This is a genomic window from Psychrobacillus sp. FSL W7-1493 (assembly GCF_038004905.1).
Taxonomy (GTDB): Bacteria; Bacillota; Bacilli; order Bacillales_A; family Planococcaceae; genus Psychrobacillus.
Genome location: NZ_JBBOSB010000001.1, coordinates 2374356 through 2388112 on the forward strand (window position 1 = coordinate 2374356; position 13757 = coordinate 2388112).

16 protein-coding genes are annotated in these 13757 nt (G+C 38.3%); 4 read left to right on the plus strand and 12 right to left on the minus strand.

Annotation, left to right across the window (positions count from 1 at the left end; translation table 11 throughout):
• Positions 1-26: 26 nt before the first annotated feature.
• Both MKX96_RS12060 and MKX96_RS12065 read right to left on the minus strand, forming a co-directional pair.
• Positions 27-560 (minus strand): D-glycero-alpha-D-manno-heptose-1,7-bisphosphate 7-phosphatase, encoded by a 534-nt coding sequence (locus MKX96_RS12060; RefSeq protein WP_169361145.1) that lies wholly within the window; start codon positions 558-560, stop codon positions 27-29.
• Positions 561-650: 90 nt separating this feature from the next.
• Positions 651-797, minus strand: a complete 147-nt coding sequence (locus MKX96_RS12065; protein ID WP_251557136.1) for a hypothetical protein — start codon at positions 795-797, stop codon at positions 651-653.
• Positions 798-1394: 597 nt separating this feature from the next.
• Here MKX96_RS12065 and MKX96_RS12070 point away from each other — a divergent pair.
• Positions 1395-1811: a hypothetical protein gene (locus MKX96_RS12070; RefSeq protein ID WP_251557135.1), complete on the plus strand. Its 417-nt coding sequence runs from the start codon at positions 1395-1397 to the stop codon at positions 1809-1811.
• A gap of 61 nt (positions 1812-1872) precedes the next feature.
• On the opposite strand, the gene MKX96_RS12075 is transcribed toward MKX96_RS12070, so the two are convergent.
• Entirely contained in the window at positions 1873-2100 is a 228-nt protein-coding gene (locus MKX96_RS12075) for a lactate dehydrogenase (protein ID WP_251557133.1), read from the minus strand.
• Positions 2101-2447: 347 nt separating this feature from the next.
• Between MKX96_RS12075 and MKX96_RS12080 the strand changes: the two genes are divergently transcribed.
• Entirely contained in the window at positions 2448-3362 is a 915-nt protein-coding gene (locus MKX96_RS12080; RefSeq protein WP_340886011.1) for an iron-hydroxamate ABC transporter substrate-binding protein, read from the plus strand.
• A 69-nt stretch (positions 3363-3431) separates the two neighbouring features.
• Here the strand turns inward: MKX96_RS12080 and dnaN are convergent, their stop codons facing one another.
• The 4 genes from dnaN to MKX96_RS12100 all read right to left on the minus strand — a co-directional run bounded on the left by dnaN (position 3432) and on the right by MKX96_RS12100 (position 9159).
• Positions 3432-4562: a DNA polymerase III subunit beta gene (gene dnaN, locus MKX96_RS12085; RefSeq protein ID WP_251557127.1), complete on the minus strand. Its 1131-nt coding sequence runs from the start codon at positions 4560-4562 to the stop codon at positions 3432-3434.
• 215 nt (positions 4563-4777) lie between these two features.
• Entirely contained in the window at positions 4778-5020 is a 243-nt protein-coding gene (locus MKX96_RS12090; protein WP_169361150.1) for a hypothetical protein, read from the minus strand.
• Positions 5021-5260: 240 nt separating this feature from the next.
• Positions 5261-6853 (minus strand): glycosyl hydrolase family 18, encoded by a 1593-nt coding sequence (locus MKX96_RS12095; RefSeq protein ID WP_340883772.1) that lies wholly within the window; start codon positions 6851-6853, stop codon positions 5261-5263.
• Positions 6850-9159 (minus strand): glycosyltransferase family 2 protein, encoded by a 2310-nt coding sequence (locus MKX96_RS12100; protein WP_251557120.1) that lies wholly within the window; start codon positions 9157-9159, stop codon positions 6850-6852. Before MKX96_RS12100 ends, MKX96_RS12095 begins: the two co-directional genes overlap by 4 nt.
• Before the next feature lie 51 nt (positions 9160-9210).
• Between MKX96_RS12100 and MKX96_RS12105 the strand changes: the two genes are divergently transcribed.
• Both MKX96_RS12105 and MKX96_RS12110 read left to right on the plus strand, forming a co-directional pair.
• On the plus strand, positions 9211-9399 hold the full coding sequence (locus MKX96_RS12105) for a hypothetical protein (RefSeq protein ID WP_340883774.1): 189 nt from the start codon (positions 9211-9213) through the stop codon (positions 9397-9399).
• Entirely contained in the window at positions 9372-9821 is a 450-nt protein-coding gene (locus MKX96_RS12110; RefSeq protein WP_340883776.1) for a site-specific integrase, read from the plus strand. Before MKX96_RS12105 ends, MKX96_RS12110 begins: the two co-directional genes overlap by 28 nt.
• Before the next feature lie 30 nt (positions 9822-9851).
• On the opposite strand, the gene glnA is transcribed toward MKX96_RS12110, so the two are convergent.
• The 5 genes from glnA to hfq all read right to left on the minus strand — a co-directional run bounded on the left by glnA (position 9852) and on the right by hfq (position 13731).
• Positions 9852-11186: a type I glutamate--ammonia ligase gene (gene glnA, locus MKX96_RS12115; RefSeq protein WP_169361154.1), complete on the minus strand. Its 1335-nt coding sequence runs from the start codon at positions 11184-11186 to the stop codon at positions 9852-9854.
• Positions 11187-11229: 43 nt separating this feature from the next.
• Positions 11230-11613 carry a MerR family transcriptional regulator gene (locus MKX96_RS12120; RefSeq protein WP_169361155.1) on the minus strand — a complete coding sequence of 128 codons (384 nt, stop codon included), beginning with the start codon at positions 11611-11613 and terminating at the stop codon, positions 11230-11232.
• A 137-nt stretch (positions 11614-11750) separates the two neighbouring features.
• The gene (locus MKX96_RS12125; protein ID WP_169361156.1) at positions 11751-13001 is read right to left on the minus strand and encodes a methionine gamma-lyase family protein; all 1251 of its coding nucleotides are present in this window, start codon (positions 12999-13001) and stop codon (positions 11751-11753) included.
• A 132-nt stretch (positions 13002-13133) separates the two neighbouring features.
• Positions 13134-13433, minus strand: coding sequence for a rhodanese-like domain-containing protein (locus MKX96_RS12130; RefSeq protein WP_169361157.1), 300 nt, complete (start codon positions 13431-13433; stop codon positions 13134-13136).
• 76 nt (positions 13434-13509) lie between these two features.
• Positions 13510-13731 (minus strand): RNA chaperone Hfq, encoded by a 222-nt coding sequence (hfq, locus tag MKX96_RS12135; protein ID WP_144541813.1) that lies wholly within the window; start codon positions 13729-13731, stop codon positions 13510-13512.
• Positions 13732-13757: the final 26 nt, after the last annotated feature.

Here is a 13757-nt window from a genome sequence, read left to right on the forward strand (position 1 = left end):
ATCCCCCTTAACTAGGTGTATACATCTCACTTACCTTTAAGACTATCTTTAATGATCCATCCAGCAGCTGTTGCTAAGTCTGGAAAGATGGCATCAGCTAGCGGATCCCTTTTCCCAAGAAATACACACTTCGTACCAGCTTTTTTTCCTGCTATTATATCCGTATCGGTGTCTCCCACCATATAAGACTCAGCTAATATTATGTCGTATTTTTTAGCAAGGTCCTCAATTAATTTACTGTTGGGCTTTCTACAAGTACAGCCTTCCTTTGGCTTATGTGGGCAATAGACTACCTCATGAATAACTGCCCCCATTTTCTTTAAAGCTTTCGCCATATGGTCATGGATTTTTATTAATTGTTGTTCCTGCATATAACCTAAGCCAACGCCGCCTTGATTCGTCACCACAAAAATATAATCGAATACAGTATTTAATTTTTTTATGGCCTCTGGTACACCAGGAAGAAAATACAAATCTTTTGGCTTATTCACAAACTTTACTCGGTTAGACAACACTTCGTTTATAACACCATCTCGGTCTAGGAATACTGCTTTTTTCATCCTATTCACACCTTTATTATTTTCCTAATATTGTGCCCATAAGGAAAATAATTATCAGGGTAATAAGACAAAACTATTAGCTATAACTTATTAATTTTTAAAAATATTGATAATAATGACTATCAAAATGATTCCTACTACTACCATCCCTCCGATGGTAGGGCTACCATACAGAGCCCGATTCCACGCGTCATCCGTTTCAATTTTACTCTTCTTTTCCTCATTAGGTTTCCCCATACATTCACCCTTTTCGATTTAGTTTAAATAGGCCTCTAGAATTTTAAATCAATTGATAACGTTGCATGAATTCTATGCCCGCCAAATAAATCACCATCATTGAAGATACAAACTTCTCATAAGTTATATTGTATTCACCTGCATCTACTGCTTCCCAACTAAGAGTCAGATCATTTTCATCGTATTCAGGTCAAAAGTCATTTTTATAGTTCGAGTAAATATGCAGTCACAGAAGTTCTAACTTGTTTTTGGAAAATTTCTATAAAAAAAACAGCCTTTCTGCAAAAACTAACAATTGCTTTGCACCCATTCTATTATTACTATTCAAGGTCCAAATGATTTCACCTTCACAGTTTTTAAATTTTTTAGTTGTTTCTTCATAACTGAACAGCCCAATGCATCACTATTGAATTCATTTAATATCACCTTCTGGAAGAACTAAATAGAACAACGTGATGTTCTCTGTCTTTTTTTCATATACTCTATTGTAACTGCGAGAAGAAGGTTTTTGGAAATATATGTGGAATACATATTCAGCTAGATAGGATTTTGGATGTTGAAGTACGTTTACAAAAGCTTGTGAAAAGGAGTTTTAACATGAGGAGAGTTTGTATAATCTTAATCTTCGTCTTGGTGTTAACTGCATGCCAAGTTCAAGCTGCAAACATTACTTTAAATGATGTGATTGTTTCACTAGAAAATCAACATCTTGATGTAGAAGAGACAAGGAAATCTACGGATAAGATTTTTAATAATAAGCTGAATGGTATAAAGCCAAACAATTATACGCTACAGGACAAATCATTATTGATCTATATTTTCGACTCTGAAGAAAATAGAAAAAAAGGTCTTAAAGATTTTCAGAAACAAACAGAAAGTATGAATACTGTATCTCATGGTGTTTACGAAGTGAAAAATGTTTTAATCTTTTATGTATATGAAAAGGACTTAGACAATAGCATCGAGGAAGGCATTCAACAAACGATAAATAATTTAGAAAGGTTAGCTTTATAATACTTAAAAAAATAGGGGCATTTCTCTGGACTGAGATCCCCTATTTGCATTTCAATTATAATTAATTTAGTGGTCTTGATATGATAAACTCATACTTTTCCACATTTTCATCTGCTTCCAGAGGTACACCAAATACAGTTGCTGCGTTAATAGTCGTTTCAACATTCGAAAGCTCATCTTGTGTCAAAGACTCAAAAATGTCAGGATTCATTCTGATTAAAGTAACTTGCTTGCCTTGTGAAGTAAGATATTCAATTCCTTCGTGCAGCCTATTTAAAAGTATTTCCATTTTGATTCCTCCTCCATTATTCCACATGAATAGCTTGCCCTAAAAAAAGAAAAATATATAATATGCTCGTTTACTGATTCATTCGTATAAAACATGATTTTCACCGCAATTAATGCTTTTATACATGAATCAAATTAGTCATAACTAGGTTTATCTTTTAACCAATCTTAGACTCACTTGATTTGTGGGACCATATAATTTATAAATGATACGCATCCAAACAATTATTCCATTGACATTTTAAACTAATAGAATTAACATTTAATAGAGTTAATTGAAAATGATTATCATTACTAATTAATCTTCAATTTATTTCAAATTTTAATGATGAAGAAGGAGTTTAAATGATGAAAAAGCTATTTATGATATCCTTACTGTTCTTTGTACTTATCCTTGCTGCATGTGGAGACAAGGAAACAAATAAGGAGCAAGGAAAAGAAGAAACAAAATCAGATACGATTACATACCAATCAGAAACTGGCCCTATCGAGGTTCCGGCAGATCCACAAAGAATAATTACTCTTACAAACGGGCCAAATGCTTTGGCATTAGAGGCAAATGTAGTTGGAATTGATGATTGGACAAAGATGAACCCTCTTTTTGAAGAACGATTAGACGGGGTGGAAGTTGTAACCGAGGAGAACTTAGAAAAAATCATCGAACTTGATTCAGATTTGATAATTGCAGGTTCTCATATGAATAACATTGAAAAGTTAAATGAAATTGCCCCTACAGTTGTTTTTACGTGGGGAAAACTAGATTACTTAGAACAGCAGCTTGAAATTGGGAAGCTTCTGAACAAAGAAAAAGAAGCGAAAGAATGGATAGAGGATTTCAAATCACGCGCTGAATCGATTGGCGAGGCTATTCGCGCTAAAATCGGTGAAGATGCAACAGTTTCTGTGATTGAAAGTGGAAACAAGGAGTTTTATGTGTTTGGAAATAATTATGCACGTGGAACAGAAATCTTGTACCAAGCAATGGGGTTGAATATGCCCGAAAAGGTAAAGGATACAGCTCTTGAATCTGGGATCTACGTTATTTCAACTGAACTACTTCCAGAATACGCAGGTGATTATGTAATTTTAAGCAAAAATCCAGACGTAGATAACTCTTTCCTAGAAACAGATCTATGGAAAAACATCCCTGCAGTTAAGAATAGTCAAGTATATGAAATCAATACAAAGGCTTCTACCTACAGCGACCCTATAACTTTAGAGCACCTTCTAGATTTCTTTGAAAGCTCGTTTTTGAATAAATAAGGACCCGTAAAACGTGAAATCAAGTTGCTGATTTCACGTTTTTTGATTTCTATACTAGTTATTTGTTTCTTAATAAGAACGGACCGGGGAAATGAGTTGAAGATAAGAGGACTGTTCAATAGACTCAATTAAAATTGGGCTCATTGATCCGTTAAAACTAACTTTTATCTCTTCATCTTTTATTTTCTTTAAAGCATCCAACAAAAAAATCGCATCAAGTGAAATAGTTAGATTATTGTCCCCAGTGATTGCTTTAATACTTAGTGTTTCTTCAATCTTCCCTATTTCTGTAGAATTAGAGGAGATTTTGATTTTAGCACCATCGTTAATTTCTAGCTGTACATTGTTATTTTTCCATTCACTTGCAAAAAGACAAGCTCTATCTATTGCTTTTAATAGCTGAACTGTATTAAGTATAATGGTTGTCCTGAAATTATTTGATAGTAGGCCGGATATGTTAGGATAATTTCCATCAATTAGTTTAGAAAAGAGGGAGATGGTATTTGACTTAAATACTATGTACCTTTCTGTCACAAATATGTTTATTACACTAGATTCCTTGTTAATTAGATTGGATAGCTCAATTAAACTTGTGGCTGGAACATTGAAAGAACCATTAATAAATGAATTTGTGGTAAGCTCCCTTAAAGCCAAACGCTGTGAATTTGTTGCAATACACGTGAGCCGGTTTTGATAGAAAGACATATTAACTCCTGTTAAGACAGGTCTAGATTCATTCTTCGAGGCTGCATACACTGTTTGTTTAATAATTTCTACCAACTCATCACTCAGAATTTTTATGGATTCAGTCTCCTCCATTTGTGGAAGACTAGGATATTCATCTGCGTTGAATCCATATAGAGTAGTTACAATTTCATTCGCTTGAATGGTAACGTGCTTTTCTTCATTTACTTTTATATGTATTTTTCCAGGTAGCTTCTTTAAAATTTCACTTAGAAGTTGGGCTGAAACTACAATACTACCTGTATGACAGACTTCCAAAACTTCCAGTTCATCTTTCCATACAGGAATAACTTTTTCGATAATAATATCAGAATTGCTTCCAACAAGAGTTAAGTGATTGTGATCAACAGTTATCTTAATTCCTGAGAGAATAGGGAACTGTGTTTTTAAAGAAACTGCTCTATTCACTTCTGAAATTGCCTTGTTAAAACATGCACTATCTATTATAAATTCCATAAAAACGGCTCACCTCATTTAAGCTTTAAGCATTACTACTTCGACTTCAGTTACCAATTCCCCTCTATTTTTTCTTATTAAATAAGTTAGACGTCTATACACTACTCATTTTTTCTATACATAAAAAAACACCGTTCCAGTCAACAACTGAACGATGCTTTATTTACCTTATTAATCGGTTCGATTTAACAACTTGGACTTACCAATGGTGAATCTTATTTGTTTTTAAGATACTCCATACCTTTAGCAGTGATCCCTAAAACTAGGTTATCTGAACCCTGCCCGCTATCCACTGCATATTCCATTTTGATCAGGTATTCAATCGCTTGTTTACTATTAAGGTCAGTATTTACCATAGCTTTAGGTAATACATAGCTCGCGCCATTATTAGCAAAATGATAATCATACAGACTTTGTAACAAAATATCCGATATTTTATTTATTTCTTCGTTAGTCAAGCTCATCACTCCTCAGTAATCAATATACAACATTCAAGAAAAAAACTCTTTGTATTTGCTTCAGACAAATAACATAAAAACACCCCGTAAATGTTAGTTGGTGTCTAACATTTACGGGGCAGATCAAATTGATGGTCTTACTTAACTAAAACACCGAATTACGCGTTAGCAGCACAATCAACAAGTTCTCCAAATCAGATTGTTGGAATTGTTAATTAATTAAGAGAGAAATGTTAAATGCTATTCCTTTCCCTCCAGTTTTGATAATACAGCGTTTATCTGTGCCTGTGTGAGTGGCGCCCATGCTGAGCTATCAGAATCGGATAACGCTGATGCGGGGCTTTCCCCCTGACTCATCCATTTGGCTTGATAGGGCACTTCTTCGAAGATGACCCGCTGACCGGCTTCATATTTAGCCGTTTCTAACCAGGAAGGATAGACATCTTTCGGTAATGTAGGCTGTGGAATTGGTTTTTCACCAGGCATAACGGGGCCTATGAGATTCCATGGCGTTTCCCATGACTGAAGAACCGGATTGTCAGGAACATCACCCTTTGTCCACCACTTAGCCTCGTAGACGTTATGGTGCCGAACGACTTTGTCACCTTCAAGGTACATGACCGTTGGTGACCATATCTGGTAGGGACTTGTTTCCGGGTTATCAGGTTCCTGTTCACTGGCTGACACTTGATCGGACGTTGTTATGAGACCAGCACTCGTAACAATATCCCCCTTAAAATTCATACCTAGCAAATCAGAAAAGCCGAACTGCGTTTGTTCCACGCCACTACAGGCGTCTGAAACTATACCGACGTCAACATAATTACTTCCGCACATAATATCTCGATTAACCGACCACATGGACATTCGGCCAACACCACGGGAATGAGCAAATTCGTTTAGGGCTTGAGCGTCATTCAAGGTAAAGACTTCGTTTCTAAAATCGTTTTGGCCGATCATCGGCGTTGCACCAATCTTCGACCATAAGGTTTTATCACTTAAGTGGATACCTACCCGTTTGTAAAGTATCTTCAATTGTCGTTGAGTCTGTATTAAAGCGTTTTCTGAAGCAGTCAGCATCGTTTGATCAGACGATAGACTTGAACCGTAATCCATCGTCATCACGTTTACTCCCGCTAAATCTACGCCATTCTCAAGCAGTTGTTCAACAGCATTCGTGCCATCCTGACTCAATCCTTGGGGTGAGACAGGTAGTGTCACCCATACCGCCAGTTGCTTGCCAACTGCCCGTCTTTCTGACTGTAGTTTAGCAATTACCTCAGCACGACGGTTGCCAGCAGCAGTATCTGTAAGTCCAGAATTTTCAAGATCCAAGTCTATTGTAGTCAAATTATATCTGTCAATAACTGATTGATATGCGGATAAGAGTTCATCCGTGGATGTACACCCTACTGCCAGTTCATTGTTTTTTACACCGCCGAAGGAAACGGCTACACTCCCCCCTTGTTGATGTAAGCGAGCAATGCGCCGATCTAAATCGAGAGTTTCGCTAGCTTGATTCAATGTGTAAGCCCCGCCCCAGGAGGGTGCACAAGGATTTGTCGGATCAGAAACAATGAATGCCAAAACAGCGTCCTTATGTTCGGTGGACCCTAGATTCTGAAACATAAACATTGGGGTAGCAGTTACGTCTACATATGGTGCAAACCATTGATTCTGCGCTGCAGCCCGAGAGACCCACAAATTCCCTATCTTGCCAGTTGCACCGAGGAAACCACCGGTGAAAAGACCAGCAATAATCATACATAGAATTGTCAAACGAAATAGTGATAATCTCCGTTCCTCTACTTGTATCTTCGTGACTCTGGTCATGAGTGCACCACTTCTTTTTCTTCTACGTGTGGTGTTAATGTAGTCAATGTACTCTGATTGGAGGCATTATTAGACAGTCGCATCCCGGCATCGCCGTGATAAAGAATTGCTTGCCAGTCAAGACTTTGTGCATGCTCCTTCTCCTGATTTTTCTGTTTTTTCTTTACCGGAACGTATAACCAATTTTTGATGCCGAGCCATACGTCAACAACTGAATTTTTGATACCAATAAATTCCACTACAGCCCATGTGGCTGTAATTACATTGAATGCTGCGAAAGCAGCATTTCCCCAGTTTTCCAGCATGATGCCACGCCACAAAATAACCAGTGAGATTCCAATAATGAGATGTGGTGAAATAACATACAACATTGGAGATACTGTACGGTCCTTTATTTTAGGTGTGCGAGCAAAGGGGATTTTTTGGGCACTAAGAGCCTGCTGTATTGATGTAAGCACACCAGCTAAATTCACCGGTAAGAGTATCAAGTTGAAACCATAAATCCTGAAGACATCGCTCCGTTTATAATTGCAATATTTTAAATCGCTGGACATCGCTAAGAAGTATGGCAACGCCGCAAAAATTACTAATGGACTTAGGAGACGCCCATCTATGGGGTAAGCTAACATAAATAATAGCCCAAAGCTCGCCCAAGAAATGGAAGCCAGATAATTCACACGAATTAATATTTCGGTTTTAGACACCGTGTTTCCTTGTTTTTTACGATTTCGAACCAGTGACCATAGCTTCGGCAAAATGATAAGACCCCCATTTGCCCATCTACGTCTTTGTACAATAAGTGAACCAAAATCAGGCGGAGTTGCACTGTAACTTAGACGTTCAGGATAGTTGATAAGCGTCCAATCATGTTTGGCTAGATCGACACTAGATTCCGTATCTTCGATAACAGTGCGGTCCTGAATATACCTTCGTATTTCAAAGTTACCCACCCATTCCGTCTCACTGATTTGTTCCAATGCAGACTTCCGTATAATAGCATTGGCTCCGACCCAGAATGTTGCGTTATAGTAAGTCATACCTTGGTGTAGAATATGTTGGATGTCAGTTGTAGCTCCAGCAATCCGCTCAATGCGGGTAGCGGCTCCACGAAATGAAGAATACGGTGTCTGAACCACCGCAACACGTACATTATCCGGTTGCTGTAAGAAATAGACCAAGCGTAAACAATAACCCGGACGCAGTATGGAATCTGCATCTAATGTAAGTACAAATTCGCTATCCGGAAATGTAATATTCCTGCCGTTCTGAATTTCGGTCGCGGGCACCAGTATAGGACCATCCGGTGTTTCTACCTGATCAAACGTGCGACCCATAAGTCCGATATAAGAATTAAGATTCATGGCTTTATTGGGCTCGTGAGATAATGAAGCGAATTTTTTCCGTTCGAAAATATCCAGTTCCGTATTAAATATCCAGGTCAAACGTTTATAGAGTTGACTGATCCTGTTAACGGGAATACTTACCTTTTCATTGTAGGAAGCAAGCAAAGCTTTATAAACCAAGCGCAACTCACTTGATAAACCGCCCACCACTTCATCTGCAAAAAATTCCCCAACATGGTCACCAATCTCTTCCTTATTGACCAACTGATCTAACCAATCCGCCGCCCAGGCATAGTGTTCAGCCAGTTCCTTCGTAATCTCTGGTCTGATATGCGATGACGACTCCAGCTCGCTTAGGTATTCTGTAAGTTTAGACTCAAATAGCTGACGGGGGGCAGCAAATAAATCATTGATTTCCTTAACCAACTGCCGAGTGGCGTTGAGTCGATCTGAAGCCGCTGGATCTTTCGGGTACGGGGCGTCATCCAAAAGGAGAACAATTCGGATATGGGGATACTCCTGTAGAGCAGCAGATAACAGGGTCTTTCGAACAACTTCCGGCTCTTCATCGTAAGACGGTATCAATACAGTAACCTTCGGCTGATTCTTCTCCAAGTACCTATCAATATCAGCACGAGGTATACGTACATGTTTACTAAAACGCTGCAAGGCACCCTGTCGTGCTATGAGATACATTAGAGCTGAAAAAGTTAGAAGTGTGACAATTAACAGATATCCGAGTGACTCCATCACGAACTGATATGTAATCGGACCCTTGAAATACTCCTTTATAATTGTCGATATTACATAAGCAATCCAGAATCCAATAGTCATTATTATTGCTAAGCCGCCATATGCCATTTTCCTAGTAGACGGCTTGTCATGAAAAATCGACAGGGGCGTTGAGTGACGCTCCGTACCCCACTGCCGTTTCAGCTTCCTAGTGCTTTGAGAACGTAACATATTTTAAGTCTGGCCTCCTCATTATTATTTCTACACCAAGCACGACGGCTATTGGATGGCTTGTTTGTATATAATATGGGTAGAATTCAAATTATATTCCAGATTTCGGGAAACCTCTCTGCTGAAATTGAAGTAAAGATTCTAATTCAAATATTTATTGCCGAAGATGAACTGATCGGTGAAACAAAGATACGTAAAATGAGAAACAATGAATGGCCGATACAACAATCAATACTTTAAAGACTCATTTTATCATTCAAAATCAAAACAAACTTATATTGAAAGATGTATTTCGACATGATCTCAACTTAATACTCTGTAGAAAAGACGGAGAACCTATGCCAAAGTCTTCTCTATTTGATGCCTTTGAACGAATCCTCAAAAGGGCAGAAATAAAGTCTTTGCCTATACATTCCTTACGGCATACTTATGTAGTTTTATTAATGGAAGCTGAAACTGATATTAAATATATTCAAAAACAACTAGGGCATGGTAGTAACCAAATAACTGCTGATGTATATACTCATGTATCAAACAAAATAAAAAAAAAACACCGAACAAGTCAACTTACGACTGAACGATGTTTTCAAATTATATTTTTTTACCTATTTTATGGGGTGAAAATAATTTTTACCAATAATTCTACTAAAACCACCCCATAAATCTAGTCAACAATCCTCGCTAAATTAAGCTTAGTACATCTTCAAGTACTGCTCACGTTCCCAAGGATGTACAGTGGTACGGAACATATCCCATTCGATTTCTTTTGCTTCTACGAAGTTAGCGTAGATGTGTTCACCTAGTGCTCCGCGAATGATTTCGTTTTTGCCTAGCTCTTGAACTGCAGCATGTAATGATGGTGGTAAGTTATGAATACCATTTTCAATGCGCTCTTCTTCTGACATAACATAAATGTTACGGTCTACTGCTGGTGGTGGTGTTAATTTGTTTTTAATACCATCTAATCCCGCTTGAAGAATAACTGCCATAGCCAGGTATGGGTTTGCTGCTGGATCTACAGAACGAACCTCGATTCGTGTGCTTAAACCTCTTGAAGAAGGAATTCGAATTAAAGGACTACGGTTTTGACCTGACCATGCAACGTAACAAGGTGCTTCGTAGCCTGGTACAAGACGTTTGTACGAGTTAACAGTTGGGTTAGTGATTGCAGTGAAGCTTTGTACATGCTTCAATACACCAGCCATAAATTGCATTGCTGTTTCACTCATTTGCATATCTGCAGACTCATCGAAAAATGCATTTTCTTTCCCTTTGAATAATGAAACGTTAAAGTGCATTCCTGAGCCGTTCACACCGAACAATGGTTTTGGCATGAATGTTGCATGTAGACCATGCTTACGAGCAATTGTTTTAACTACAAGCTTGAACGTTTGGATGTTGTCACAAGCAGTTACAGCGTCTGCATATTTGAAGTCGATTTCATGCTGTCCAGGAGCTACCTCATGATGAGATGCTTCAATTTCAAAGCCCATTTCTTCTAATTCAAGTACGATATCACGACGACAGTTTTCCCCAAGATCCATTGGAGCTAAATCGAAATAACCGCCATGGTCATTTAAGTCAAGTGTCGGCTCGCCTTGAGCATCTAATTTAAACAGGAAGAATTCTGGCTCTGGCCCTAAGTTAAAGCTAGTAAACCCTAACTCTTTCATTTCTTTTAATATACGTTTTAAGTTACTACGTGGATCTCCAGCGAATGGAGTACCGTCTGCTTTATTTACATCACAGATAAGACGAGCTACTTTCCCTTTACCTGTAATCCAAGGGAACACTACCCATGAATCTAAATCTGGAACTAAAAACATATCTGATTCTTCTATACGAACAAATCCTTCAATTGAGGATCCGTCAAACATCATTTTATTGTCAAGAGCTTTATCGAGCTGACTCACTGGAATTTCCACGTTTTTAATCGTACCTAGTATGTCTGTAAATTGAAGACGAATAAAATTCACCTCATTCTCTTGAACGAACTTTTTGATGTCTTCTTTAGTATACTTACTCATTTTTCCACTCTCCTAAATATTTGATATTTTTGTTGAAGCTTACTTAACGAAAAAAGCGGGATAAGTCCCCTTGTCTTAAAGAAGCACGTTGCTGACTTTGTGCCAGTCGCATCTCTTCCTTTACAATGGCGCGTAACTCTTGATCAGAAATTACTTGTCGAACATCCTTAGAGGTTGCAGGATTTTTCTTCATTTCAAAAATTTGTTTAATACCGGCTATGTTCACACCCGATTTCAGAAGGTCTTTAATCTCTAACAAGACATCGATATCATCCAGTGAGAACATGCGTTGCTTACCTTCCGTCCGTGCAGGCTGAACTAATTCTTGCTCTTCATAATAGCGAATTTGTCTAGCGGTTAAACCAGTTAGCTGCATGACAATATTCATCGATAGCAGTGGCATGGAACGTCTCCATTCCTTTTCCATCGCTGCACCTCCTATGTAGGTTATAAACATAGTATATGTGATGTTAGCTAACATGTCAACACCATGTCAGAAAAACTTACATAAAATTTTCAAAAAAATTAAACCACTCTCTATATTCAGAAAGTGGTATTTTTTTGTTATTTATTCAAGGACTGAACTGCTCCTAAAATCGCATATTTGACATGTTCGTATGTTAACCCACCTTGTATAAACGCCGTAAATGGAGGTCTGATCGGACCATCTGCAGTCAGCTCCATGCTTGAGCCTTGCACAAATGTACCCGCAGCCATAATAACATCGTCCTCGTAGCCTGGCATATAGGCCGGCTCTGGGGCAAATTGGGCATTAATGGGTGAATGCATTTGGATTGCCTTGCAGAATTGAATCATTTGCTCAGGTGTCTGAAAGGAGACGGATTGTATTAAATCCGTACGTTTTTGAGTGTAATGTGGCTCCGTTGACATACCTACTTCCTCCAATACTGCGGAAGTAAAGATTGCGCCTTTAACTGCCTGTGAGACAACATGGGGAGCTAGGAAGAATCCCTGATACATATCTAATAATGTGTTCAGTGAAGCACCCGCCTCTGAACCTATACCCGGAGAAGTCATTCTGTAAGCGCATTTTGTAACAAAATCTTTTTTTCCTGCAATGTACCCACCAGTTTTAGCAATCCCACCACCAGGATTTTTAATCAGAGAACCTGCCATTAAATCTACTCCGACATCAGTTGGCTCTAAGGATTCCACGAATTCTCCATAGCAATTATCTACAAAAATAATGACGTCCTGCTTAATCAATCTAATTTTTTCTACCATTTCCTTGATTTGGGACACTGTGAAAGAAGGACGAACAGCATAGCCCTTTGAACGTTGGATGGCGACCACCTTGGTTTTGTCATGTATTGCATTTTTAACTGCTTCCCAATCCACCGCTCCTTCCTCTAGCAAGTCAACGTGCTGATAACTGATACCAAAATCAGCTAAAGAGCCCGTATCCTCTTCTCCGCCACTGACAATCGACTGTAAAGTATCATACGGTTTGCCGGTTATGTATAACAGCTCATCATTTGGTCTAAGAACACCAAATAAACTGATAGAGATTGCATGAGTCCCGCTAATGATTTGCGGTCTAACTAGAGCTGCCTCTGCTCCGAAGGTTGTTGCATATACTCGTTCTAACGTATCCCGACCTTCATCGTCGTAGCCATAGCCAGTCGAAGGATTAAAATGATGATCACTCACATGATGTGTTTTGAAGGCATGAAGGACTTTTTGTTGATTGTGAAACGCGATACGTTCTACTTCTTTGTGATAATCTGCAATCTTGGCTTCTGCCGAAGTTGCCAGAGCCAATACTTTTTCTGATAAGGTAGTTGTAAATTCCATGATGCATCTCCTAATTCTATTCTTTGTACTTTGTATTTTGTTTGAAGAATTATACTTTTAAACTCGTTTTTTTGATAAAAGAGAAAAGACTAATTTCAATAAATGAAATTAGCCCCTTATTGCATTAAATATTTAGAATTGCACTTCCCCGTCCCAGGCCATCATTCCACCTGTTACATTCGTTACATCGTAACCATTCTCTTCAAGGACTTCACAAGCCATCGCACTGCGGCCACCAGCTTTGCAAATTATGTAATGAGGAACGGACGGGTCGATTTGATCCAAGCTCGTTTCCACTTGACCTAAAGCAATATGCTTAGCTCCAGGAATAATTCCTGCATCTACTTCCTCTTGTTCGCGCACATCAATAATGTTGACTTGTTCGCCCGCATCTATTTTTTTTAGAAGTTCATCTGTCGTAATAGTTTTCATAAATAACCTCTCCACTTCATTTAAAGATTCTATCAAATAATAATTGGAGCAAGTGGAACTGTCAATGAATTAGATTTTACTCTTCTGATAGCTTTACAGGCTTAGATGGAGCAAATGTAGAAATCGCATGTTTATAAATGAGCTGTTGCTTCCCATCAGATTCGAACAATACAGTGAAATTATCATAGGATTTCACTGTCCCCTTTAGTTGAAAGCCATTTAACAGAAAGACTGTTACAAAGATTTCGTTTTTTCTTAACTGATTTAAATAGTTGTCTTGAATATTCATTGGTTTCATCCCAATACCCCCGTTTGCAATTTCGC

What these genes read in the sequence shown, in the direction of transcription:
- MKX96_RS12060 (WP_169361145.1), bottom strand. Translation starts at nt 560, where the DNA reads ATGAAAAAAGCAGTATTCCTAGACCGAGATGGTGTTATAAACGAAGTG.
- MKX96_RS12065 (WP_251557136.1), bottom strand. Translation starts at nt 797, where the DNA reads ATGGGGAAACCTAATGAGGAAAAGAAGAGTAAAATTGAAACGGATGAC.
- MKX96_RS12070 (WP_251557135.1), top strand. Translation starts at nt 1,395, where the DNA reads ATGAGGAGAGTTTGTATAATCTTAATCTTCGTCTTGGTGTTAACTGCA.
- MKX96_RS12075 (WP_251557133.1), bottom strand. Translation starts at nt 2,100, where the DNA reads ATGGAAATACTTTTAAATAGGCTGCACGAAGGAATTGAATATCTTACT.
- MKX96_RS12080 (WP_340886011.1), top strand. Translation starts at nt 2,448, where the DNA reads ATGAAAAAGCTATTTATGATATCCTTACTGTTCTTTGTACTTATCCTT.
- dnaN (WP_251557127.1), bottom strand. Translation starts at nt 4,562, where the DNA reads ATGGAATTTATAATAGATAGTGCATGTTTTAACAAGGCAATTTCAGAA.
- MKX96_RS12095 (WP_340883772.1), bottom strand. Translation starts at nt 6,853, where the DNA reads ATGACCAGAGTCACGAAGATACAAGTAGAGGAACGGAGATTATCACTA.
- MKX96_RS12100 (WP_251557120.1), bottom strand. Translation starts at nt 9,159, where the DNA reads ATGTTACGTTCTCAAAGCACTAGGAAGCTGAAACGGCAGTGGGGTACG.
- MKX96_RS12110 (WP_340883776.1), top strand. Translation starts at nt 9,372, where the DNA reads ATGGCCGATACAACAATCAATACTTTAAAGACTCATTTTATCATTCAA.
- glnA (WP_169361154.1), bottom strand. Translation starts at nt 11,186, where the DNA reads ATGAGTAAGTATACTAAAGAAGACATCAAAAAGTTCGTTCAAGAGAAT.
- MKX96_RS12120 (WP_169361155.1), bottom strand. Translation starts at nt 11,613, where the DNA reads ATGGAAAAGGAATGGAGACGTTCCATGCCACTGCTATCGATGAATATT.
- MKX96_RS12125 (WP_169361156.1), bottom strand. Translation starts at nt 13,001, where the DNA reads ATGGAATTTACAACTACCTTATCAGAAAAAGTATTGGCTCTGGCAACT.
- MKX96_RS12130 (WP_169361157.1), bottom strand. Translation starts at nt 13,433, where the DNA reads ATGAAAACTATTACGACAGATGAACTTCTAAAAAAAATAGATGCGGGC.
- hfq (WP_144541813.1), bottom strand. Translation starts at nt 13,731, where the DNA reads ATGAAACCAATGAATATTCAAGACAACTATTTAAATCAGTTAAGAAAA.